18 protein-coding genes are annotated in these 24,338 nt (G+C 63.3%); 13 read left to right on the forward strand and 5 right to left on the reverse strand.

The window, feature by feature from the left end; translation table 11 throughout:
* The first annotated feature begins 75 nt into the window (after window positions 1–75).
* The 7 genes from GJ700_RS26490 (at window position 76) to GJ700_RS26520 (ending at window position 9,508) form a co-directional block, all read left to right on the forward strand.
* Window positions 76–1,560 (forward strand): NCS1 family nucleobase:cation symporter-1, encoded by a 1,485-nt coding sequence (locus GJ700_RS26490; RefSeq protein ID WP_371868140.1) that lies wholly within the window; start codon window positions 76–78, stop codon window positions 1,558–1,560.
* A 20-nt stretch (window positions 1,561–1,580) separates the two neighbouring features.
* Window positions 1,581–2,975 (forward strand): dihydropyrimidinase, encoded by a 1,395-nt coding sequence (gene hydA / locus GJ700_RS26495; protein ID WP_154379654.1) that lies wholly within the window; start codon window positions 1,581–1,583, stop codon window positions 2,973–2,975.
* A gap of 15 nt (window positions 2,976–2,990) precedes the next feature.
* Window positions 2,991–4,226, forward strand: coding sequence for a Zn-dependent hydrolase (locus tag GJ700_RS26500; RefSeq protein ID WP_154379656.1), 1,236 nt, complete (start codon window positions 2,991–2,993; stop codon window positions 4,224–4,226).
* A 70-nt stretch (window positions 4,227–4,296) separates the two neighbouring features.
* Window positions 4,297–6,009 carry a putative bifunctional diguanylate cyclase/phosphodiesterase gene (locus GJ700_RS26505; RefSeq protein WP_154379658.1) on the forward strand — a complete coding sequence of 571 codons (1,713 nt, stop codon included), beginning with the start codon at window positions 4,297–4,299 and terminating at the stop codon, window positions 6,007–6,009.
* Between the two features lie 16 nt (window positions 6,010–6,025).
* A complete protein-coding gene (locus GJ700_RS26510) occupies window positions 6,026–7,318 on the forward strand; it encodes a paraquat-inducible protein A (protein ID WP_154379660.1) in 1,293 nt (430 codons plus the stop codon).
* On the forward strand, window positions 7,311–8,909 hold the full coding sequence (locus GJ700_RS26515) for a PqiB family protein (protein WP_371868141.1): 1,599 nt from the start codon (window positions 7,311–7,313) through the stop codon (window positions 8,907–8,909). The genes GJ700_RS26510 and GJ700_RS26515 overlap by 8 nt, the downstream gene beginning before the upstream one ends.
* Complete coding sequence (locus tag GJ700_RS26520) at window positions 8,906–9,508, forward strand: PqiC family protein (protein ID WP_371868142.1); 603 nt, start codon at window positions 8,906–8,908, stop codon at window positions 9,506–9,508. Before GJ700_RS26515 ends, GJ700_RS26520 begins: the two co-directional genes overlap by 4 nt.
* Before the next feature lie 10 nt (window positions 9,509–9,518).
* Here the strand turns inward: GJ700_RS26520 and GJ700_RS26525 are convergent, their stop codons facing one another.
* Window positions 9,519–10,415: a LysR family transcriptional regulator gene (locus tag GJ700_RS26525; protein WP_154379664.1), complete on the reverse strand. Its 897-nt coding sequence runs from the start codon at window positions 10,413–10,415 to the stop codon at window positions 9,519–9,521.
* An 84-nt stretch (window positions 10,416–10,499) separates the two neighbouring features.
* On the opposite strand from GJ700_RS26525, the gene GJ700_RS26530 reads away from it, so the two are divergent.
* The gene (locus GJ700_RS26530; RefSeq protein ID WP_154379666.1) at window positions 10,500–11,231 is read left to right on the forward strand and encodes a sulfite exporter TauE/SafE family protein; all 732 of its coding nucleotides are present in this window, start codon (window positions 10,500–10,502) and stop codon (window positions 11,229–11,231) included.
* A gap of 4 nt (window positions 11,232–11,235) precedes the next feature.
* Here the strand turns inward: GJ700_RS26530 and GJ700_RS26535 are convergent, their stop codons facing one another.
* Window positions 11,236–12,147 (reverse strand): LysR family transcriptional regulator, encoded by a 912-nt coding sequence (locus GJ700_RS26535; protein WP_154379668.1) that lies wholly within the window; start codon window positions 12,145–12,147, stop codon window positions 11,236–11,238.
* A gap of 93 nt (window positions 12,148–12,240) precedes the next feature.
* Between GJ700_RS26535 and GJ700_RS26540 the strand changes: the two genes are divergently transcribed.
* Window positions 12,241–12,951, forward strand: a complete 711-nt coding sequence (locus GJ700_RS26540; RefSeq protein ID WP_154379670.1) for a histidine phosphatase family protein — start codon at window positions 12,241–12,243, stop codon at window positions 12,949–12,951.
* Window positions 12,952–13,065: 114 nt separating this feature from the next.
* On the opposite strand, the gene GJ700_RS26545 is transcribed toward GJ700_RS26540, so the two are convergent.
* Both GJ700_RS26545 and GJ700_RS26550 read right to left on the reverse strand, forming a co-directional pair.
* Complete coding sequence (locus GJ700_RS26545) at window positions 13,066–14,820, reverse strand: allantoate amidohydrolase (protein ID WP_154379672.1); 1,755 nt, start codon at window positions 14,818–14,820, stop codon at window positions 13,066–13,068.
* A gap of 104 nt (window positions 14,821–14,924) precedes the next feature.
* On the reverse strand, window positions 14,925–15,860 hold the full coding sequence (locus GJ700_RS26550; protein ID WP_154379674.1) for a LysR substrate-binding domain-containing protein: 936 nt from the start codon (window positions 15,858–15,860) through the stop codon (window positions 14,925–14,927).
* A 113-nt stretch (window positions 15,861–15,973) separates the two neighbouring features.
* Between GJ700_RS26550 and GJ700_RS26555 the strand changes: the two genes are divergently transcribed.
* The 3 genes from GJ700_RS26555 (at window position 15,974) to yidD (ending at window position 18,926) form a co-directional block, all read left to right on the forward strand.
* On the forward strand, window positions 15,974–17,191 hold the full coding sequence (locus tag GJ700_RS26555) for a urate hydroxylase PuuD (RefSeq protein WP_154379676.1): 1,218 nt from the start codon (window positions 15,974–15,976) through the stop codon (window positions 17,189–17,191).
* Between the two features lie 26 nt (window positions 17,192–17,217).
* Window positions 17,218–18,444, forward strand: coding sequence for a M20/M25/M40 family metallo-hydrolase (locus tag GJ700_RS26560; RefSeq protein ID WP_154379678.1), 1,227 nt, complete (start codon window positions 17,218–17,220; stop codon window positions 18,442–18,444).
* A gap of 77 nt (window positions 18,445–18,521) precedes the next feature.
* Window positions 18,522–18,926 (forward strand): membrane protein insertion efficiency factor YidD, encoded by a 405-nt coding sequence (yidD, locus tag GJ700_RS26565; RefSeq protein ID WP_229507262.1) that lies wholly within the window; start codon window positions 18,522–18,524, stop codon window positions 18,924–18,926.
* Between the two features lie 74 nt (window positions 18,927–19,000).
* Here the strand turns inward: yidD and GJ700_RS26570 are convergent, their stop codons facing one another.
* Window positions 19,001–21,382 carry a S9 family peptidase gene (locus GJ700_RS26570; RefSeq protein WP_229507263.1) on the reverse strand — a complete coding sequence of 794 codons (2,382 nt, stop codon included), beginning with the start codon at window positions 21,380–21,382 and terminating at the stop codon, window positions 19,001–19,003.
* Window positions 21,383–21,621: 239 nt separating this feature from the next.
* Between GJ700_RS26570 and GJ700_RS26575 the strand changes: the two genes are divergently transcribed.
* Window positions 21,622–24,324, forward strand: a complete 2,703-nt coding sequence (locus tag GJ700_RS26575; RefSeq protein WP_154379680.1) for a vWA domain-containing protein — start codon at window positions 21,622–21,624, stop codon at window positions 24,322–24,324.
* The last annotated feature ends 14 nt before the right edge of the window (window positions 24,325–24,338 follow it).

A 24,338-nucleotide genomic window follows, 5' to 3' on the forward strand; every position in this document is an offset into this window, starting at 1 on the left:
GAAAGCCGGGATGACGATCGCGTTTGCGGCAGTTGGCAAGTTCATTCCCGTTCCACCCGATATTGGAGAGATGCAGTGAATAACGACCTGTCCGGCAATACCCAGCTCTGGAACGAAGACCTCGCGCCCACCAGCGCTGCCCAGCGCACGTGGCGCTGGTATCACTTTGCCGCCCTGTGGGTCGGCATGGTGATGTGCATCCCCGCTTACACCTTGTCCGCCAGCTTGATCGAGGGCGGCATGTCGGCCTGGCAAGCCGTGTTCACGGTCTTCCTCGCCAACGCCATCGTGCTGTTGCCGATGCTGGCCATCGGCCACGCGGGCACCAAGTACGGCATTCCGTACGCGGTGCTGGCGCGCGCGTCGTTCGGCACGTCCGGGGCCCGCTTGCCTGCGCTGATGCGCGCGATCGTGGCGTGCGGCTGGTATGGCATCCAGACGTGGTTTGGCGGCCAGATGATTTACACGCTGATCGGCGTGATGCTGGGCGGCGAGATCGGCGGCGCGAAGATTTCCGGCCTCGGCATCAATGGCATGCAATTCCTGTGCTTCCTGGCGTTCTGGGGCATCCAGTTCTGGTACATCGTGCACGGCATGGATGCGATCCGCAAACTGGAAACCTACACGGCGCCGCTGAAAATCATCATCTGCTTCGTGCTGCTGGGCTGGGTCTACCAGAAAGCCGGCGGCTTCGGCCCGCTGCTGGAGCAGCCGTCGCAATTCGTCGACGGCGGCAAGAAGGCCGGGCAATTCTGGAATACGTTCTGGCCATCGCTGACGGCCATGGTGGGTTTCTGGGCCACGCTGGCGCTGAACATCCCCGATTTCACCCGCTTTGCCAAGTCGCAGCGCGACCAGGTGCTGGGCCAGACCGTCGGCTTGCCGGTGCCGATGGGTTTATTGGCCGCGCTGGCCGTGATCGTGACGTCCGCCACCGTTGTCCTGTATGGCAAGGCGCTGTGGGATCCGGTCGACCTGGCCAGCCGCATGACCGGCGTGGCGGTGCTGGTGGCGCTGGTGATCCTGCTGATCGATACCGTCAGCGTCAACCTGGCGGCCAACCTGGTGGGGCCCGCGTATGACTTTTCCGCGCTGGCGCCACGGCACATCAGCTACCGCATGGGCGGCTACATCACCGCGTCGATCGCCATCCTGATGCTGCCATGGAAACTGCTGGAATCCACGCAGGGTTACATCTTCACGTGGCTGATCGGCTATTCCGCGCTGCTGGGTCCCATCGCGGGCATCCTGATCATCGATTACTACCTGGTGCGCAAGACGGAACTGAACGTGGAACAGCTGTACCGCAACGACGGCATCTATTCGTACGGCAGCGGCTGGAACGTGGCCGCCATCGTGGCCTTCGTGGTGGGCGTGGCGCCGAATATTCCGGGCTTCCTGAATGCGGCATTCCCGGCGTCGTTTCCCGGCGTCGCCGATGGCTTTAAAACGATTTATACCTATGCGTGGTTCGTCGGCATTGCGATTTCCGCGCTGGTGTATGGCGTCATGATGAAAGGGAAGGCGGCGCCCGCGCTGCGTCCCGCCACGCAACGATAATCAATCCGGAGACATACAGCATGAGCATACTTATCCGTGGCGGCACCGTCGTCAATGCAGACCGCGCGTTCCGGGCCGATGTGCTGACCGATGGCGACAAGGTGGTGGCGGTCGGAACCAGCCTGGAGGCCCCTAGCGGCGCGAGGATCATCGACGCGGGCGGCCAGTACGTGATGCCGGGCGGGATCGATCCGCACACGCACATGAATTTGCCGTTCATGGGCACGGTCACGCAAGACGATTTCTTCACGGGCACGGCGGCGGGCCTGGCCGGCGGCAACACGACCATCATTGATTTCGTCATCCCCAACCCGCAGCAAAATCTGATCGAAGCGTACCAACAATGGCGCGGCTGGGCGCAAAAGGCGGCGGGCGACTACACCTTCCACGTCGCCATCACGTGGTGGGACGACACCGTGCACCGCGACATGGGCATCCTCGTGCGCGACCATGGCGTCAACAGTTTCAAGCACTTCATGGCGTACAAGAACGCCATCATGGCGGACGATGAAACCCTCGTGAAAAGCTTCCGCCGCGCGCTGGAACTGGGGGCAATCCCCACCGTGCATGCGGAAAACGGCGAACTGGTCTACCAGCTGCAGCAGGACTTATTGAAACGGGGCTTGACGGGACCGTCGTCGCACCCGTTGTCTCGGCCGCCGATGGTGGAAGCGGAAGCGGCCAACCGCGCCATCGCCATTGCCGGTGTGTTGGGCACGCCCGTGTATATCGTGCACGTGTCGTGCGCGGAATCGCTGGAAGCCATCACGCGCGCGCGGGCCAACGGGCAGCGCGTGTATGGCGAAGCGCTGGCGGGCCACCTGATCGTCGACGACAGCGTGTACGCCAGTCCCGACTTCGACTTCGCGGCGGGCCACGTCATGAGCCCGCCGTTCCGCAGCAAGCATCACCAGGATGCGCTGTGGCACGGCCTGCAGGGCGGCAACCTGCACACGACGGCCACCGATCACTGCACGTTCTGCGCGGAGCAAAAGGCGGCGGGCAAGAACGACTTCACGAAAATCCCGAATGGCTGCGCCGGCGTGGAAGACCGCATGGCCGTGATCTGGGATGCGGGCGTCAATACGGGACGCCTGACGCCGTCGGAATTCGTCAAGGTCACGTCCGCCAACGCGGCGCAAATCTTCAACATTTATCCCCGCAAGGGCGTGGTGGCCGTGGGCGCCGACGCGGATATCGTCGTGTGGGACCCGGAAGGTTCGCGCACGATTTCCGCCAGGACCCAGCACAACAAGGGCGGCTTCAATGTCTTCGAAGGCCGCACCGTGAAGGGGATTCCCACGACGACCGTCGCCGCCGGCAAGGTGGTCTGGCGTGGCGGCCAATTGATGGCGGTGGAGGGCGCGGGCCGGCATATCGACCGCCCCGCATTCGTCCCCGTCAGCGCAAAATAAGCAGGAGCAGCGAACATGAACGATTTACATATCAACGGCGACCGCCTGTGGTCATCCCTGATGGAACTGGCAAAGATCGGCGCCACGGAAAAGGGCGGCGTCAAGCGCCTGACGCTGACAGACCTCGACAAGCAGGGCCGCGACCTGGTCACCGGCTGGGCGCGTGACGCGGGATTGAGCATCACGATCGACCAGATCGGCAATGTCTTCATGCGCCGCGATGGCGAAGACAATACGCTGCCGCCCGTCATGACGGGCAGCCATATCGACACCCAGCCCACGGGCGGCAAGTTCGATGGCAATTACGGCGTGCTGGCCGGGCTGGAAGTGGTGCGCACGCTGAACGACAAGGGCATCAAGACCCGGGCGCCGATCGAAGTGGCGTTCTGGACCAACGAGGAGGGATCCCGCTTCGTGCCCGTGATGATGGGCTCCGGCGTGTTTTGCGGCGCGTTCACGCTGGACCATGCGTATGCGGCCAAGGATGTCGAAGGCAAGACCGTCAAGGGCGAGCTGGAACGGATCGGCTACAAAGGCGACCAGGTGCCGGGCCAGCATCCGATCGGCGCGTATTTCGAAGCGCACATCGAGCAGGGCCCCGTGCTGGAGGATGCGGACAAGGTGATCGGTGTGGTGCCTGCCGTGATGGGTTTGTCGTGGTACGACTGCACGGTGACGGGCATGGAAGCCCACGCGGGTCCCACGCCCATGCATTTGCGCAAGGATGCGATGCAAGTGTCGACCCGCATCATCCAGGAAGTGGTGGCCATCGCCAACCGCTATCCGCCCTATGGCCGAGGCACGGTGGGCATGATGCAAGTGTTCCCCAACAGCCGCAACGTGATTCCCGGCGAAGTAAAATTCAGTATCGACCTGCGTAACGTCAACGATGCGTTGCTGAATACCATGCACGAGGAAATGCTGGCGTTCGTGGAAAAAACGCGCCAGGAAACCGGCTTGGGCATCCAGATCGAGCGCGTGTCATATTACCCGCCATGCCCGTTCCACCCGGATTGTGTGGATGCCGTACGCAAGGCCACGGCGAAGCTCGGGTACTCCACGATGGATGTGGTGTCCGGCGCCGGCCACGACGCGATTTACGCGGCCCGCGTGGCGCCGGCCGGCATGATTTTCGTGCCGTGCAAGGATGGCATCAGCCACAATGAAATCGAAGATGCCAAAGCGGAACATCTGGAAGCCGGGTGCAACGTGTTGCTGCATGCGATGCTGGAGCGGGCGGGCGTGGCATAGCGTCGCGTAGCGGCGACGGCGCATGGGTATAATCGGTTATCGCAGTCCGACTACCCATGGGCACAAACCGATGAGCGACGACACACGCGTGCAGCAACTGGAACAGGATGCACAGCGGTTGGGCGCGCGCCTGACCGCCACCTTGGAAAGCATTTCCGATGCTTTCCTGATGCTGGACCGTGACTGGCGCCTGACGTTCATCAACCGCGAAGCGGAACGCTTGCTGCACTGCCAGCGCGCGCAAGTGCTGGGTGTCAACGTCTGGGACGTTTTTCCGGAAGCGGTGGGCGGGCCGTATTACCGTGCCTACCATCAGGCCGTTGAAACAGGGCAAGTAGCGTGGTTCGAGGAATATTACGAACCGCTGAACTTGTGGACGGAAGTGCGGGCCTACCCCGGCGACGATGGCCTGGCGATTTATTTCCTCGATATCAGCCAGCGCAAGGCGCAGGAAGCGGAGTTGCACCGCCTGGCATTCCATGACCGCCTCACCGGTCTGCCCAACCGCCAGTTGCTGGCCGAGCGTATCGGCCATGCGCTGCAGCGGCACCGGCAATCGGGCGAAACGGGCGCCATGCTGTTTCTCGACCTCGATCACTTCAAGATCGTCAACGATGCCCATGGGCATGAAAAAGGCGATCACTTGCTGCGCCTCGTGGGCGAACGCTTGCAAGGCCTGGTCAGCGAAGCGGATACCGTGGCGCGTTTTGGCGGCGATGAATTCGTCATGTTGCTGGAAGACCTGGGGACGGATGTGCAGGCCGCCGCGCAGCGTGCGCAGGCAGTGGCGTCCCGGGTGCTGCAATCGTTCAGCGCACCGTTTGTCATGGACGGCATCTACCAATACAGCACGCCCAGCGTGGGGCTGACGATGCTGGACGGGAGCGGCGCCAGCGTCGACCAGCTGGTCAGGCGGGCCGACCTCGCGATGTACCATGCCAAGGCGGCAGGGCGGAATATGGCGTGCTGGTTCGAACCGGACATGGAGCAGCGGGTCGCCGTGCGGGCGGCGCTGGAAGCGGATTTGCGCCACGCGCTGAACCAGGGCCAGTTTGAACTGTATTACCAGCCCCAGTGCGATATGCAGGGACGCATGACCGGTGTGGAAGCGCTGGTGCGCTGGAATCACCCGCAACGGGGCCTGGTGCCGCCAGTGGAATTCATCCCGGTGACGGAGGAAACGGGCTTGATCGTGCCGCTGGGACGGTGGGTGCTGGAAACCGCGTGCACGCTGCTGGCGCAATGGGCGGGCGCGCCGCGCACGGCGGGTTTGCGGGTGGCGGTCAATGTCAGCGCGCAGCAATTCCAGCGGCCTGATTTTGTCGAGCAAGTACTGGCGGTGCTGGCTGCGACCGGGGCGCCGCCGCAGCGGCTGATGCTGGAATTGACGGAAAGCCTGCTGTTGACGGATGTGGAAGGGACGGTCGGCAAAATGGCGCGGTTGCGCGACGCGGGTGTCGGCTGCGCGCTGGATGATTTCGGCACCGGCTATTCATCGCTGGCGTACCTGCACCGCCTGCCGCTGGCGGAATTGAAAATCGACCGCTCATTCATCTGGGACGCGGACAATGAGCGCCATGGCGGCGCCATCGTGCACACGATCGCGGGACTAGGTAAGGCCATGTGCCTGGATGTGATGGCCGAAGGCGTGGAAACGGAACGCCAGCGCGCCTTCATCGCGGCGGCGGGCTGCCATGGCTACCAGGGGTATTTGTACTGCAGGCCGATGCCGATGCCGCAACTGGCGGAATGGATGTCAAAACACCAAGCTCCACTCAGTTGAGCAACTTTCACGTATCATGCAGGCTGACCCAAGCCAGCGTGACACCGTGTACCGATATGACCTGATCAGCTGCCATGATTGCGGCGTGCTGCATCGCCGCCGCCTCCTGGCTCCCCGCGACAAGGCGCGCTGCGTGCGCTGCCGCTCCGTCCTGTACCGGGGCGTGGATCCCGACTTGAACCGCATCGCCGCCATTACGCTGGGCGCGCTGATTATCTTTATCATTGCGCAGCTGTCGCCCATCGTGCGGCTGGAAATGAATGGCAACAGTTCCACCTCCACGCTGCCGGGCGCGATTGCTATCATGTGGGGGCAGGGCATGCGCGCGGTTTCCGTGTGCGTGGCGCTGTTTACCATTGTTTTCCCCGCCATCGAACTGTGTTCCGTGCTGTACGTGGCGCTGGGTTTGCGCGGCGGGGTTCGTCCGCCCGGCATGGACTGGCTGCTGCGGGCCGTGCGCAAGGCGCGCGAATGGGGCATGACGGAAGTGCTGATGATCGGCATCCTGATTGGCCTGATCAAGATGACCAGCATGTCGAAGGTGATCATCCAGCCCGGATTGCTGGCGTTTGGCGCATTGACCCTGATGATGGCGGTGGAAGCGTCGCTCGATCCGCGCCTGCTGTGGAATGCCGGCGACCGGCTGGGCGCCGGCGTGCCGCTGGCGCAGGCCGAACGCGATGCGCTGGACAACAAGGCGCCCATGCTGGCTTGCCACGATTGCGGGCTGGTGGCGGCCGACCGTGGCCGCGATGGGCAGCGCTGCCAGCGTTGCGGCTGCAAGCTGCATCGCCGCAAACCGGACAGCATCATGCGCACCTGGGCCTACCTGATCGCCGCCGCCATCCTGTATATTCCCGCCAACCTGCTGCCCGTGCTGAACACGGATTCCCTGTATGGCAACAAGGACGACACGATTATTTCCGGCGTGGTGTATTTCTGGGATACGGGGGCGCCGGAACTGGCCGTGATTATTTTCGTGGCCAGTATCGTGGTGCCGATGCTGAAGCTGGCCGCATTGTCGCTGCTGGCGTGGACCGCGCAGCGCCGCTCGCACTGGCGGCCCATGCAGCGCACGGTGCTGTACCGGATGGTGGAATTCATCGGCCGCTGGTCGATGCTGGATATTTTTGTGATTACCGTCAGCGTGGCGCTGGTGCGCTTCGATGCCATGGCGATGATGACGCCGCGCCCCGGTGCGCTGGCGTTTTGCTCCGTGGTGGTGCTGACCATGTTTGCGGCGCTGGAATTCGATCCCCGCCTGATCTGGGATCCGATCAAGAACAAGAATGGAGTACGACATGTCTGAACAGGAAGGCTTGCCGGAGCCGAACGTCGATAAAAAAGGCCGCTACCTGCCGTCGCTGGTGTGGCTGGTGCCGCTGCTGGCCGCGCTGATCGGCCTGGTGCTGGTGGTGCAGGCGGTATTGGACCAGGGCCCGACCGTGGTGGTCAGCTTCCGCAGCGGTGACGGGCTGGAAGCGGGCAAGACGCGCGTCAAATACAAGGACGTCGACATCGGCCTGGTGCGCTCGATCGCGCTGGACCCGGATTTGTCGAAGGTGCTGGTCACCATTGAAATGAGCAAGGAAGCGAAGCGCTTCACGGCGGCCGATACGCGTTTCTGGGTGGTGCGTCCGCGCGTGGGCGCAAGCGGTGTGTCGGGGCTGGGCACCTTGCTGTCGGGCGCCTACATCGGTGTCGACGCCGGCAAGGGGGCGCTGGGCCATACGCAATTCACGGGGCTGGAACGGGCGCCGCCGGTCACGGTGGACCAGAAGGGCACGGTCTTCAGCCTGCACGCGGAAAGCCTGGGATCGGTCGACGTGGGGGCGCCCGTGTTTTACCGCCGCATCCCGGTGGGGCAGGTGACGGATTACGTGCTGGACCCGGAAGGAATGGGCGTGTCGATGCGCGTTTTTGTGAATGCGCCATATGACCAGTACGTGGGCAGGAATACGCGCTGGTGGCACGCGAGCGGTGTCGATGTCCGGCTCGACTCCAGCGGCTTCAAGGTCAACACGCAATCGCTGGCGGCGCTGCTGGTGGGCGGCATTGCCTTTGAAACGCCGGGCGGGCGCAAGCCGGAAGCGGCGGCATCGGCCGGCGCGCATTTCCTGCTGGCGGAAGACCAGGCCAGCGCGCTGCGCGAACCGGATGGCGAAGCGATTACCAGCGTGTTTTACTTCGACCAGTCGCTGCGCGGGCTGGCGGTGGGGGCGCCGGTGGACTTCCGGGGCATCGTGCTGGGCGAAGTGCGCTCGGTGGGCGTGGAATACGACCCGGCCAAGAAGAGTTTCCGCATGCCGGTCACGGTGGACATGTATCCGGCCCGCCTCGGCAAGCGCTTCCGCCAGGCGCTGGCGGCGGACCCGGACAAGGTGGGGCCGGAAGTACTGGAGCGCCTGGTCAGCCGTGGCTTGCGTGCGCAACTGCGCACCGGAAACCTGTTGACGGGACAGCTGTATATCGCGCTGGACTTCTTCCCGAATTCGCCGTCCGTCAAGCTGGACATCGAGCAATCGCCGCTGGAGTTGCCGACCATCCCGAACAGCCTGGACGAATTGCAGACGCAGCTGGCCAGCATTGCGCGCAAGCTGGACAAGGTGCCGTTCGACCAGATTGGCGACAACCTGAACACCACGCTGAAAAATGCCAATGCGCTGCTGCGCCAGCTGGACAAGGAAACCATGCCGGAAATGAAGTCGACGCTGGCGTCGGCCAAGCAAACGTTCGCGGCGGCCGAGCAATTGCTGCAAAAGGATGCGCCGGTGCAGGCTGACTTGCGCGAAGCGCTGCAGCAACTGACGCAAACCATGCAATCGCTGAATGCCTTGTCCGATTACCTGGAGCGGCATCCGGAATCGCTGTTGCGCGGCAAGAAAGGGGACAACAAGTGAAATCGATATTGACCATGCTGTTATCCGCCGCCGCGCTGGCGGGCTGCGCGCATTCGACGCCGCCGGAACGTTTTTACAGCCTCAGTTCCGGCATGCCTGCGGCGGCGCCGGCGAGTGCCGCGTCGCGCGCGCCGCTGTATTTCGAGCTGGCTGCCGTGGCCGTGCCGCAGCAGGTGAACCGCAGCCAGCTGGTGGTGACGGTGGGCGAGGGACGGGTGGAATTGCTGGAACAGCAGCGCTGGTCCGCGCCGCTGTCATCGGAAATCGGCCAGGTGCTGTCGCTGGGCATCACCACGGAACTGGGCGCCGTGGACGTGTACCGCACGGCGGCGCCGGACGCCGCTCCCGTCTACCGCATCAGCGCCAGCATCCAGCGCTTCGAATCGGCGCCGGGCAAATCGGCATTGATCGACGCCGTCTGGAGCGTGCGCCGCGCGGGACAGACCAAGGTACTGGCGTGCCGCACGGTGGCGGAAGAGCCGGTGCCCGACAACTATGACGCGCTGGTTGCCGGTCACCGCCGCGCCATGGCGCGCATCGCGGCCGCCGTCTCGAAGGGCGTGCTGGCACTGGCCGCCGGCGGCAACGCCTGCCCCTGAGCGGCAACCCCTACGGGGTTTTCAGCGATTCGACCAGCTCGCGCGCGTAGCCGGGCAGGGCGTCGACTTCCCGTACGCAGATCAGTAATTTGCGGACGGCCCAGGCGTCCGTCAGCTTGACGTGGCGGATCGTCATCGCGCCCTGCGCGCGCAGGACCGCTGATTCGGGCAGGACCGCCACACCGGCGCCGCCGGCCGCCATGCGGCAGACAGCGTCCAGGCTGCGCAGGCGGACGCGGTAGGCCAACCGCTTGCCGGTCTTCGCCGCCTGTTCCGCCACGTATTTTTGCAGCGCGCTGTCGCCCGCCAGACCGATGAATTCATACCCCAGCGCTTCTTCAAAGGCGGCGCTGCGGCGGCGCTTCAGTTGCAGCGCCAGCGGGTGGCCGGGCGACATGGCCAGCACCAGCTGGTCGTCGCGGAACGGGAACGTTTGCAATCCGCTGTAGTCGACCGAGTCGGCAATCACGCCGATATCGGCCAGGCCGTCGCGCATGGCCTGCACGATGTCGTAGGACAGCCGCTCTTCCAGGTCGATATTGACTTGCGGGTGCGACGCCATGAAACCCGCCAGTGCCTCGGGCAGGAATTCGGCCAGCGCCGACGTATTGCACAGCACACGGATCTGCCCTTTCAGCCCGGAGGCATGCTGCCCCAGGTCGGCCCGCATGCGCTGCATTTGCTGCGTGATGACGCGTGCATGGTGCAGCAAGGTGCGGCCCGCATCGGTGGGTTCCACGCCGCGCCGGTCCCGCTCCAGCAGCGGCACGCCCAGCACGTCTTCCATGCCCCGGATGCGCGCACTGGCCGACGCCAGCGCCAGGTGCGTCAGCTCGGCCCCGGCCGTGATGCTGCCGCTTTCCGCCACGGCCAGGAACAGTTTCAAGTCGGTGAGATCGAACCGCATGGATGGCCTGCCTTCGGATAATACGAAACCAGCCTGAGTATATGCCACATTTCCACGGCTTGTCCCGCATGCCAGACTGCATCCATGGACAACATCATCTACATCACGCTGGTTTTCGTACTGGCAGGCGCCGTCAAAGGCATGACCGGCATGGGCTTGCCCACGGTCGCGGTGGCCTTGCTCAGCCTGGTCATGCGGCCGATGGAGGCGGCGGCGCTGCTGGTCGTGCCTTCGCTTTTAACGAATGTATGGCAATTGCTGTCCGGCGCGCCGGTGTTGCCGCTGCTGCGCCGGCTGTGGCCCATGATGGCGGGCATTTGCATCGGCACGCTGCTGGCCGGCGCCGCGGCGCTGGATGCGCCGTGGGCGGTGGGCGCGCTGGGAATGGCGCTGGTGGCCTATGCCTTGCTGGGATTGACGGCGGTGCGCTGGCGCGTGGCGCCGGCCATGGAAGGCGTGCTGTCGCCGTTGGCGGGCGCCATGACGGGGGCTCTGTCGGCCGCCACCGGCGTGTTCGTGGTGCCGGCCGTGCCATATTTGCAGTCGCTGGAACTGGACAAGGATGAATTGGTGCAGGCGATGGGGCTGTCGTTCACGGTGTCGACGGTGGCGCTGGCCGTGGCGCTGGCGGCGCGCGACGCGTGGCAGCCGGCCATGGCGGGCATGTCGTTCCTGGCCCAGTTGCCGGCGCTGGCGGGCATGCTGATCGGCCAGCGGTTGCGCGACCGCATGCGGCCCGCGCTGTTCCGGCGCTGCTTCCTGCTGGCGCTGGTGGTGCTGGGCATGCACCTGGCGCTGCAGTGGGCGTGGCACTAGGGCGTCAGGGCGGCAGCAGGCGGATCACGTCGGCGATCCGTTCCCGCAGCCACATGTGGGCGGGATCGTGATCCACGTTGGCGTGCCAGTATAAATGGTTGTCGATCGACGGCAGCGGCAGCGGCAGCGGCAGGATCTGGTGATTGAATTGCTGGTTCAGCACGCGGCCATAGCGGGCCGGCATGGTCAGCAGAAAATCTGTCTGACTGACCACGCTGCACGCCGTGAAATAGTGCTGGCAGCGCATGCGGATGCGGCGCTGCAAGCCGCGCCGCGACAATTCCACGTCTTCCAGGCTGGGGCCGCTGCGCCGCGCGCTGACCTGAATATGCTGCTGGCGCAGGTACAGGTCCAGGTCCAGTTCACCCTGCACTGACGGGTGGCCTCGGCGCGCAAAGACCACGGTGTCGTCGCCTGGCAGGCGCAGCATGCGGATGTGTTCGGACAGCGGCAACAGCACGTCGATGCCCGCATCCACCGTGCCGGCCGCCAGTTCACTTTCCAGTTCCGTACGCGCCATGCGCAGCACGTTGACGCCCACCATCGGCGCCTGCGCGGCAATGGCCGCCATCAGCGGCGGCAGCAGGTTCGGTTCCACCACGTCGCGCATGGCCAGCGTGAAGGTCCGCTCGCTGGAGGCGGGATCGAAGCGTTCGGCACTGTTGACCGTCAATTCCAGCCCCCGCAGCGCGTTGCGCACCTGGCTGACGATATTGCGCGCCAGCGGCGTCGGCGCCATTTCGTGACCCTGGCGCTCGAACAGGGGATCGCCCAGCAACTGGCGCAAACGGCCCAGCGCGTGGCTGACGGCGGGCTGCGTCAAGTTCATTTTCTGGCTGGCGCGCGTCAGGCTGCGTTCCGTGTAGATCGCGTCAAACACGACGAACAGGTTCAGGTCAACCTTGGATATATGCATGGCATTAATTCCGTCGCATAAAAACTATTCATTTGATGAATTCTACAGTGCGCGATAAGCTGGAAGCTAATCAATTGCAGTCGGGAGCACAGCATGGGACAGATTTACCTGGTACGCCACGGACAGGCATCGTTTGGTTCCGCCAATTACGACCAGTTATCCGCGCTGGGGTTCGAGCAGGCGCGCCTGCTGGGCCAGTGGTTCGGCAATAACCACCAATCGTTCGGGCGGGTGGTCTGCGGCGGCATGGTGCGCCACCGGCAGACCGCCGACACGTGCCTGGGCGCGATGCCGCGCCAGGCGCTGGTGGACACCGAATGGGTGACCGATCCGGGTTTCGCGGAATTCAATCACGTGGAAGTCATCGTCAAGCATTGCCCGGAGTTTGCCAGCCCGGAGCAATTCAAGGCATATGCCGCGCAACAGCCGGACCAGAAGCGCGTGTTTGAACAGGTGTTCGTGGCGGCCATGGAGCGCTGGATGAGCGGCCGGCACGATGGCGATTACTCGGAAACGTGGCAGGGCTTCCAGGACCGCTGCGTGGCGGCGTTGAAGCGCTTGACGGACGAAGCGGAAACCGCGGAATCGTCGACCATCGTGTTTACGTCCGGCGGTGTGATTTCCGTGCTGTGTAAGGAATTGCTGGGACTGCCGGATCGCAAGACCATGGAGCTGAACTGGACCATTGCCAACGGTTCCGTCACCAAGCTGCAGCACCGCCGCAGCGGCACCAGGGTGTCGTACTTCAATAACTTCGCGCACCTGGAGTGGCTGGGAGAAAACGGCAGCGTAACCTATCGCTAACCACGCGAACGATAGTGCTTTTGGGGCCAGGCCCCAAATTGTCGAGTGCTTTGTTGCAGGCGAAAAAAAACCGGACCTCTGTCGAGTCCGGTTTTTTGTTGGGGAAGCAGAAACTTACGCTTTGGCCTTGAAGTTACGCAGGAAGTGCAACAGCGCCAGCGCGCCCAGTTCCGCGTCGTCGGCGGTCATGGTTTCCAGCGGGTTGTGGCTGATGCCGCCATTGCCGCAGCGGGTGAACAGCATGGCCTGGTCGCACAGGTGGGCGATCGCCATTGCATCGTGGCCGGCGCCGGACAGCAGGTCGAAGCGCGGCAAGCCCGTGGTTTCCACCGCGGCGCCCAGTTGGTCCATCAGCCATGGCGCGCACGGTGCGGCGTTGGCTTCCACGACTTTTTCCAATTTGACTTCGATGAAACGGCGTTCGCAGATTTCGTTGATGCCGTCCAGGATGTCTTTCACGGCGGCTTCGCGCACCTTGTCGTCGGCAGCGCGGATGTCCAGCGACAGCTTGCAGGCGCCAGGAATCACGTTGACGGAACCGTTCGGTACTTGCAACTGGCCGACGGTGCCCACCAGCGATTCGATGTTGGCGCAGCGTTTTTCCACCAGCAGCACGATTTCCGCGGCGGCGGCGGCAGCATCCTTGCGCATGTACATTGGCGTGGTGCCGGCGTGCGATGCCAGGCCTTTCAGTTCCACCAGGTAGCGCGAGCTGCCCGCAATCGCGGTCACCACGCCCAGCGGCAAGCCTTTACCGACCAGTACCGGACCCTGTTCGATGTGCACTTCCACGAACGCGGCAATTTTCGAAGGATCGCGCGCGATGCCGGGAATGTTGGCGACATTGTGGCCGGCAGCTTCGATGGCTTCACGCATGGTGACGCCGTCCGCATCTTTCGCGTCCAGCAGGTTCAGGTCGAAGCGGCCGGTAATCGCGTTGGAGCCGAGGAAGGTCGAACGGAAACGCACGCCTTCTTCTTCCGCGAAACCAATGATTTCAAAGTCGAACGGCAGTTTTTCGCCTTGCTGGTTCAAGTGCTTGACGATGGCGATCGGCAGCAGGATGCCCAGACGGCCGTCGTACTTGCCGCCATTGCGCACGGTATCGTAGTGCGAGCCGGTCAGCAGGGTCTTGGCGTTCGGGTTGCCGGACAGGTAGCGGCCCACCACGTTGCCCACGTCGTCGATGTGCACTTGCATGCCCGCTTCGCGCATCCACGACGCCAGTTGTTCCGCCGATTTGCGGTGCGCATCGGTCATGTAGGCGCACGTCAGGCCGCCGTCCTCGTCGCTCCACTGCGCCAGGTCTTCCGACCATTGCATGATGGTGGGGCCGAAGTCCAGCTTGTTGCCGGTCAGGTCGTTGATGCGCATTTCCGCGATGCGGTGGATCTGGCGCAGGCACTCGTGCAGCTCGTCGTCGCGCTGGTTGCGCGAACGGCGCGTGAACGTGGCGATGATTTGCTGGCGGTTCAAGCCTTTGCCGGTCGGGCCTTTGACGGCCAGGATGAAGGGGAAGCCGAACTTCGCGTTGTAGTCGGCGTTGAGCTTTTGCAGCGTGGCGAATTCTTCCGCGCTGCACTGGTTCAGGCCGGAAGTGGCCTGTTCGTTGGTCGATTCCGCCGTCAGTTCACCACGGACGGCGGCCTTGCCTGCCAATTCCGGGTGGGCGCGGATCAGGCCCAGTTGTTCGTCCAGCGAGGCGTTCGTGACTTCCGCCTGCAACGCCTGCTTCAGCGCGGTCACAGTGGCAAACGGACGCTTGGCCGCCGCACGCTGAGGAATCCATGGCGAATGTTCATAGATGCCGTGCAGGCGTTCGGTGAAGGTGCTGACGTCGCAGCTATTCAGTTCGGAGAGTGTAGTCATCGTTATATCCATCCTTGGAGCTTCGATGATATAACCGCCCGTTTAAGCGAGATATAGTTACTTTCCTATGAGCTTTATACGTACAGTCATACCGACCGTGTGCGTTACTTGCCGAGCGCCTTGGCGGCCGCGCTGACCTGGTCGCGCAGCCATTTGTGTTCCGGCGCCTGGTGCACCCGCTCGTGCCACAACTGGTAAAAGCGCAGCGGCGGGAATTTGATCGGCACATTGTAGATCTTCAGCGGCAGCGATTTTTCATGGAAGCGCAGGAACTGGCGGCCGGTGGTCAGCACCAGGTCCGTTTGCGTGACCATATACGGAATCAGGCCGAAATACGCGGATTCCACCAGCACATTGCGGCGCATGCCCTGGCGCTCCAGGAATTCATCGATGACGCCATGATAACCCGGCAGCAATTGCGACGGCGCCACGTGCGGCAGCGCCAGGTAGTCTTCCACCGTCATGGCGTCGTTTTCCGTGCGGCGCGCATACGGGCTGTTGGCATTCATCGCGCACACGATCGGGTCTTCGAACAGCTTCGACATGTGCAAGTGTTCCGGCGGTTCTTCCCAGTTGGCGATCACCAGGTCCATGTCGCCGTCGGACAACAGCCGCACGTAATCGACGTCCGGCCCCAGGTTGTGGATCACCACGCGGCTCAGCGGCGAACCGCGGCGCAGCATGCAAACGATGCTGGGCAGGAATTGCGTGTCGAGGTAATCCGGTGCGGCAATGTGGAAAGTGCGCGCTTCTTCCTGTGGCACGAACGGCGTTTTCTTGACGAACAGGCTCTCCGTTTCATCGAGGATGCGCTTGGCCGGTTTCAACAGGCTTTCGCCGTGCTGGGTCGGCACCATGCCGCGCGCACCGCGCACCAGCAGGGGATCGCCCGTCAATTCGCGCAGCTTGCGCAGCGACGCGGAAATCGATGGTTGCGGCTGATTCAGTTTGAGGGCCACCCGCGAAACATTTTTTTCCACCAACAGCAGGTAGAGGATGCGGATCAGGTGGAGGTCGAGGTTTTTTGGCAAGCTGTTCATGCGCACCCCTTTATATCGGATCGAATATGTTAAATATACGATATATTTCACGGACGTGGCACGAAAACCGTTTATTGTCGGTAAATTGCCGCTAATCCATATCTGAGGAATCCATGGACGCCTTCGCCTATCTGATCCCTTACGGCCTTGAATGGCTGAACTTGATCGTCCGCTGGCTGCACATCATCACGGGCATCGCATGGATCGGCGCATCGTTTTACTTCGTCTGGCTGGATAACTCGATCCGCCCGCCATCGCCCGGTTCCGAACTGGCCAAGAAAGGCGTGTCCGGCGAACTGTGGGCCGTGCACGGCGGCGGCTTCTACAACCCGCAAAAATATCTCGTCGCCCCCAAGGAATTACCGGCCGAACTGCACTGGTTCAAATGGGAAGCGTATACCACCTGGCTGTCCGGCATCGCACTGCTGACCATCGCGTATTACTTCAACGCGGAAGCCATGATGGTCGACAAGAGCGTGGCGAACCTGACGGGCTTGCAGGCGGTCGGCATCGGCATCGCGTCGCTGGTGATTGGCTGGACCGTATATGACGTGCTGTGCCGCTCGCCGCTGGGCAAGCACGACGCGGCGTTCGGTGTTGTGATTTTCCTGTTGCTGACCTTTGCCTGCTGGGTGCTGACGCACTTCCTCAGCGGCCGCGCCGCTTACATCCACGTGGGCGCCATGATCGGCACCATCATGGTGGGCAACGTCCTGATGTCGATCATTCCCGGCCAGCGCCGCATGGTGGAAGCCATGCGCGCGGGCGGCTTGCCGGACCCGGTGCATGGCATCAAGGCCAAGCAGCGCAGCGTCCACAATAATTACTTCACGCTGCCGGTGCTGTTCATCATGATCAGCAACCACTATGCGATGACGTACCGCAGCGACAAGGCGTGGCTGGTGCTGGCGCTGATCATGGCTGCCGCCGTGTTCATCCGCCACTTCTTCAACCTGCGCCACAAGGAGCGCATCGAACCGATCTACCCGCTGATCGGCGTGGCCCTGCTGCTGGTGGTGGCCGTCATGATCGCGCCGCAAAAGCCGGCCGCTCCCGCCGCCGGCGCCGACCCGGCCGCGCAATTTGCGAAAGTGCAGGGCGTCATTGCACAGCGCTGCGCCACCTGTCACTCCGCCACGCCGACCCAGCCGGGATTCGCCACCGCGCCATCGGGCATCACGCTGGATAACGAAGCGCAAATCCGCCAGAACGCGGAAAAAATCTACAAGCAAGCCGTGCAACTGAAGGCCATGCCGATCGGGAATCTCACCAATATGACCGATGCGGAACGGGCTGTCGTGGCCACCTGGTATGAAGGCGGAGCCAAATAAGCGGCGCCAAATAAGGAGAAAGCTCAATGAGCAATGAAGAAAAGCTGATCAAGTGGATCGACGACCACTTCGACGAGGAAGTGGCGTTCATGCAGCAAGTGCTGCGCGTGCCGACCGACACCCCGCCCGGCAACAACGCGCCGCATGCCGACATGATCGCGGAAGCCGTCAAAGCCTATGGCTGGACCGCGGAAAAACACGTGGTGCCGGAACAGGTGGTGCGCGACTATGGCATGGAAGCCATCACCAACCTGATCATCCGCCGCCCGTATGCGGAGAGCGGCCCGACCGTGGCGCTCAACGCCCATGGCGACGTGGTGCCGCCCGGCGATGGCTGGACCTATCCACCCTATGGCGGCGTGATCGACAATGGCTACATTTATGGCCGCGCGGCCGCCGTGTCGAAATGCGACTTCGCGACCTACATCTTTGCCGTGCGCGCACTCGAAGCGCTCGGCGTGCCATTGAAAGGCAAGCTGGAACTGCATTTCACGTATGACGAGGAATTCGGCGGCTTGCTGGGGCCGGGCTGGATCCTGCAACAGAAATTGACGAAGCCGGACTTCGTGATCGCGGCCGGTTTCAGTTACGCCATCGTCACGGCGCACAACGCGTGCCTGCAATTTGAAATCACGGTCAATGGCAAATCCGGCCACGGCGCCATGCCGGAAACGGGCCACGACGCGCTGCAAGCGGCGGCGAAAATTCTCAATGCGCTGTACGGCCAGTTGCCGGAACTGAAAAAGATCAAGTCCAAGGTGCCGGGCATCGACAGCCCGACCATGCTGGTGGGGCGCATCGATGGCGGCACCAACACCAATGTGGTGCCGGGCAAGGTCGTCATGAAAATGGACCGCCGCATGATCCCGGAAGAAGATCCGGTGGCGGTGGAAGCGCAAGTGCGCGCACTGATCGAAGACGCGGTGCGGGGCGAACCCGGCATCACGGTCGACATCCGCCGCATCCTGCTGTCGCATGCGCTGCGCCCGCAACCGGGCACGGACAAGCTGGTCGCCAACCTGCAGAAAAACGCGAAAACCATCCTGGGCGAAGATATCCCGGCGGTCGGTACGCCGCTGTATGCCGATGCGCGCCTGTATGGCGAGCAGGGCATCCCGGCCGTGCTGTATGGCGCGGGACCCCGCTCGGTGCCGGAATCGAATGCGAAGAAGGCCGACGAGCGGTTGGCGCTGGATGATTTGCGCAAGGCTACCAAGATTGTGGCGATGACCTTGGCGGATTTTTTGGCGTGACGAGAGATGTGGAAGCTTTAAGGATCAACTAAGTTGCATCGACGAAAGTTGCCATATCTGAACTTTGCGGAGTGGCAATGCTTTCTTCGATCCTGCAGCGCCTGGCGCTGGCTGCCATCCGTGTTTACCAGCGCTGGCTGTCGCCCCATAAAGGGTTTGTCTGCGCATTCCGGGTCCATACCGGACGCGACAGTTGTTCCGCATATGGTTACCGGGTGATCAGCCGGTATGGCGTGCCGGCCGGCATGGCGTTGTTGCGGCGGCGGCTTGCTGATTGCGGTACGCAGCACCGGTTGCATGCTCCGGCCCGCCTGCCGCAAAAAGGGTTGCGGCAACAGCACGGGTTTTGCGATCTGCCGTGCGATGTGCTGGCGTGTGACTTGCCGTTCAATGCGGTGCCATTGGACTTGGCCTGCAGTACCGCGGAGTGCGGTTGCGATATTGCCCGGATATGGGACAGAAGGAAGAATGAACGCTCGTAGCAGAGGTCGCGCTCCCAAAAACAAACGGCCGGGCCGCTTGAGGGCAGTCCGGCCGTTCTGCTGAAAGCGGTGCGTTACTTCTTCAGCGTGCTTTCAAACAGCTTGTAAATGCGGCGGTACTGGTCATACCAGCTCTCCGGCTGCACGTACGCGTGGCGCTCGAGCGGGTAGCTGGCCAGTTCCCAGTTGTCTTTTTTCAGCTCGATGAAGCGCTGCGCCATGCGCACGGAATCCTGGTAGAACACGTTGTCGTCCACCATGCCGTGGGCAATCAGCAGGTTGCCTTTCAGGTTTTCCGCATATTCGATCGGCGACGATTTTTTATACGCTTCCGGGTCCACGTCCGGGGTGTTCAGGATGTTGGCCGTATATTCGTGGTTGTACGTGGTCCAGTCCGTCACGGGACGCAGCGCCGCGCCGGCCTTGAACAATTCCGGCTGGCGCAGCAGCGCCATGAACGTCATGAAGCCGCCATAGCTGCCGCCATAGATGCCGACCTTGTCGATGTCGCCCTGGTGGTTGGCCGCCATCCAGTGCGCGCCATCGACGTAGTCGTCCAGTTCCGGGTGGCCCATCTGGCGGTAAATCGCCGTACGCCAGTCGCGCCCGTAACCTTTCGATGCGCGGTAATCCATGTCCAGCACGATGTAGCCTTTTTCCACCAGCAGGTTGTGGAACATCTGTTCGCGGAAATAGTTCGGGAAACGGTTGGTGGTGTTTTGCAGGTAGCCGGCGCCATGCACGAACAGCACGACCGGGTATTTCCTGCCCGGCTCCAGGTTCGCAGGGCGGTACAGCTTGGACCAGATCGGACCGCCGCCATGCGTGGATGGCACGGCCACCATTTGGGGTTCGATCCACGTGCGCGCCTTGTAATCCGGCGTACGGGTGTCGGTGAGCTTGACGGTCGCGCCGCCCTGCACGGCTACCGTGGCCAGCTGCGCCGGCGTGTACGACGACGAATAATGCACCAGCAGCTTGCGCTCGTCCGGCGACAACGTGAATTGTTCGACGCCGCCATTGAGCGCCGTCGCTTCGCGCACGGCCGCGGTTTTCGCCTCGACCGCGCACACTTCATAGGTACCCGGCGTCTTGCGGTTGCACAGCAGGTAAGCGGTGGCGCCGTCGGCCGACCATTTCACGGCGGATGCTTCCCAGTTGCCGGACGTCAGCGCGCGCTGCTTGCCGTCGGCGCCCAGCGTGTACAGGTGCGAATAGCCCGTTTCCTCGGACAGGAACCACAGCGTCTGGTTGTCCGGCAGCCAGCCGAATTCGTTGTAGCTGTAATTGGTCCAGGCCACATCCGACAGGCGGTGTACCGGCTTCAGCTTGCCATCGGCCAGGCCGACGGTGGCGATCCAGCGGTCCTTGTTGTCGACCGCGCGCAGCATGACGGCGACCTGGGCGCCGTTGTCGGTCCACGCGATATCGTCGTCCACGCGCACGGCGCGGTTGCCTTTCAGCGCCGGCAGTTTCTGCGCCTCGCGCAGCGCCGCCAGCGGATCAACGGTGACGCCAGGCAAAACGTCATAGCTCAGATCGGTAATCTTGCGGGTTTGCAGGTCCACCAGTTTCAGCGATTGCTGCTTCGGCAAGTCGCGGCCCACGCGGGTGCGCTCGTCGTCGAACTCCTCGTAACCGGATTCCGTCACGTAACGGGGCATCTTGCCGACGCGGCCCTTGTCGCCCTTGGGCGACGTGATGACCAGCAGGTAGCGGCCATCCGGCGACAGCGACGTCAAGTCGATGCCTTCCTTGTCGCCCAGGTATACCGGGCCCGGCGCGCGCGTGGCGTCGGCGCGGCGTTCCTGCTCGGCGCGTTCGCGCAACGCTTCCTTGTCATCCTTTTGCCGTTTCAGCGTGGCGATCAGGCGCAACTGCATGTCGCGCAGCGCATTGTCTGACTGCGCCGCGTCCGGCGTGGCGGCCGGGTCCTTGGCTGCCCGCACCAGCGCCAGCGGCGTCACCAGGCGGTCCGTGCGGTTCCAGCCGTACCAGTCCGTACCCTGGCGGAATTGCACGGATTTGCCATCGGCCGCATAGCGGGCGAACGACGCGGGCGGCGTGGCGCCGCGCGTAATCTGCGTCAGCGCGCCGGTTTTCAAATCGCGTTCGAACAGGTCGCCGCTGCGGAACAGGATGGCGCGCGTATGGTCGCGGTTGTAGATGACGGTCGCCGAGTCCTGGCTGGCCAGCTCCGCGTCGCCCACCTGGCGTGCCTTGGCGCTGGCCGATGTGCCTGCTTCAAAGGTATCGCGCAGCGGCGAACCGGTGCGCTTTTGCTTGTAAAACACGCGCTTGCCGTCCCAGCTCCACCAAGCGGTTTCAACGGGATTGCCGATCCAGTCCGGGTGGGACATGGCCTGGTCCAGCGTGATCGGAGTTTGTGCCGCGGCCGGGATCGCCAGCGCTGCGCACAGTGCCGCGCCCAGCGCGGTAAGGGAAAAAATTCGCATCGGAAGTATGGTTCGTTACGAGGAGGGGGCGAGGGGTGCCGGCCCGGATCGGGCATTCTAGCGCAAGAGCCTGCCGGCAAATGTATAAGCATGTAACAGCGTGGTGTCGGGAATTTTCGCAATCCGGCCGGCGCGGATGCCGGCGCCGGAGTGGAGAAGCAGGCTTTACGGGGGAAATACGGGATGGCATGCGAAATGCACCGTGACGGGAGTTGTCACCACCACGGAAAGGAACCGTCATGCGTACCATCCCGTTCACCCTGGCTGCCATGTTGCTGGCGCTGCTGGCGTCCACGCTGGCCTTGCCCAGTTGGGCGTTTTGCCCGAAAAATGGCTTGCTATGCGCCGTCACGGCCAAGTCGTCCGGCAGCCTGACACACCAGGACATTACCCAGCGCGCCATCGAAGCGCTCGACAAACGCTACTTCGGTGTCGGAAAACTGACCAAGCCGATGCAGACCGCGCTGGACCAGATCATCGAAGCCAACGCCAAGGTCGACGATGACCAGGTCACGTCCGCCAAGCATTTCGATGGTGAAAATGGCGCGGGCGGCCAAGCGCGGCTGGCGATCCTGAAGGCCAACGTGATTGCCGCCCTGCAGGCCGATCCGATCAACGCCACCGGCGCGCGCGCCAACCTGGGCAGTGCGCTGCACACCATCCAGGATTTTTATTCGCACAGCAACTGGGTCGAGCAGGGCAATGCCGGTGCGCATCCCGGTGTCGGCCGGCCCGGCGCGCTGGCGTTTGCCGGGCCGCTGGCCACCACGTGTTCCGGTTTCACCAATCCGGGCGCCTTCTGCGCGAATTCGTCCAACCTGGCGACGGATTTGCTGACCAGCGGCTATTACGGCGGCGAAGACCGCATCAAGCCGGGCGCCTTCAAGTGCAGCCATGGCGGGCCGCTGGATAAAAGTTCGCCGTCCAGCGATCCGCTCGGCTACTTCAGGGAAGGCATCAACAAGGACACCCGCTATTGCGACATCTCGCCGCACAGCGGTTTCCACAACGCGGCTGCCACCGCCGCCATTGCGGGCACCCAGCAATTCGTCGAAGACATCAAGGCGATGATCACCGTGACGCAACTGAAAGCGCTGCTGGGCGCCGGGCCGACGCTGGCATTCGCCATCGACACCACAGGCAGCATGGGCGGCATCATTGCCGGCGTCCGCAACTCCGCCATCAACATCGTCGACCGGCGGCTGGGTACGGATGAAGAACCGCTGCAATATGTGCTGGCGCCATTCAACGATCCGTTCACGGGCCCCACCACGTCCACCACGGACGCCGCCGCGTTCAAGGCATCGATCAGTGGCCTGGGCGCGTCCGGTGGCGGCGATTGTCCGGAACTGGCCATGACGGGCATGTACAACGGGCTGTCGCTGTCCAATCCCAGCGGCAGCCTGTTCATGTACACGGATGCGTCCGCCAAGGATGCGGGACTGGCGGGCGCCGTCATCGGGCTGGCCAAGGCCAAGGAAATCAAGGTCTTCGCCATCCTGTTCGGCAGTTGTTCGCCGATCGAACCGGGCTACCTGCAACTGGCGACGGAAACGGGCGGACAGGCGATTTCCCTGTTTTCGTCGGAAGCGGAAAGCGTGACCACCCTGGCCGATTTGCTGGGACGGAACAATGCCGTGCAAATCCTGTCCGTCAACGACAGTTATCCGGCGTTGAAAACGCATACCTTCCCCGTCGACGCCAGCATGACGAGACTGACGGTTTCCGTCAGCAGCATCGATTACATGACGCCGGCCGTGACGCTGATCCGGCCCGACGGCGTCACGGTGCAGCCAGCCGATGCGTCGACTTACCTGACACTGACAGGCGGCGTCATCATTTCCATCGATACGCCGATGCGGGGCCGCTGGCAATTGCAGGTGGCCGGTTCGCCCGGCTTGACTTATGTGAATGTGGGCGGCACGGCGGACCTGGCATTCAGCTCGTTCAAACTGGCCACCTTTGCGGGGCAGCCGCCGCACCAGGGCTTGTTTGCACTGGATGGCGAACCGGGGCCGGGCCAGAAACTGTATGCACTGGCTTCGCTGACGCCGGGCGCCGCCGATGCCGCCTTCACACTGCGCCGCAAGGATTACACGTCCGTCATGCCGCTGCCATTGGAGCGCGACGAAACGGATGCGAATAAATGGTTCGGTCCGCTGACCGTGCCGGCCGAACCGTTCCTCGCGTACGTGACGGGCATGGACAGCGCGGGCACGGAATACCAGCGTGTCGTCAGCCTGATGGTGTCGCCGCAACAGGTCGCGATCCAGGCGCCGCCACCGCAAGACTTACGGCCCGGCATCCTGACATCGCTGGTGTTCCAGGTGCGTAACCTCGGGGCTCCTGATACCTTCAACTTTGCCGCCACGGATGACCAGCATTTCATCGTCGGGGTCTCACCGGCGTCGCTGACATTGGACACGGGCGCGACCGCCAACGTCATGGTGCAGGTGCAGCCGCCGGCCGGCACGGCGGCGGGCGTGGCCGACACCATCACGGCCGCCGTGCAAAGCGCGTCCAACGCACTGTCGCGCAACAGCGCCACGCTGACCAGCTTTGTCACGGGCGAAGCGCAGGTGGCGGGACGGCCTGACTTCATTGCCGATATCGTGGGGCAGGAAACCGTGGCGCCCGGCGTCACGGCGGTCGACCTGCGCTTTACCAACACCGGTGTCGGCACGGCGCGCAGCATGACCTTGTCCGCACTGCGGCTGCGCACACTGGCTGGCACGGGCACGGCGACACTGAATACGGCCTTGTCGCCGCCGTTGCCGTTCGTGACGCCGAACGTGGACGTGGGTAATTACTTCACGGTGCGGCTGACATTCAATACGCCGCCGGGCTTGCAGCGTTTTTCCATCAATGAAACCGGCACGGTGTCGGATATCAACGGCGCCACGTATGCGTATTCGCATGCGCAGGCTGTGACGCCACGCTGAAGGGGAGGACAACT

Origin of the sequence: Pseudoduganella rivuli, from assembly GCF_009674485.1 — a bacterium.
GTDB classification, from domain to species: domain Bacteria; phylum Pseudomonadota; class Gammaproteobacteria; order Burkholderiales; family Burkholderiaceae_D; genus Rugamonas; species Rugamonas rivuli_B.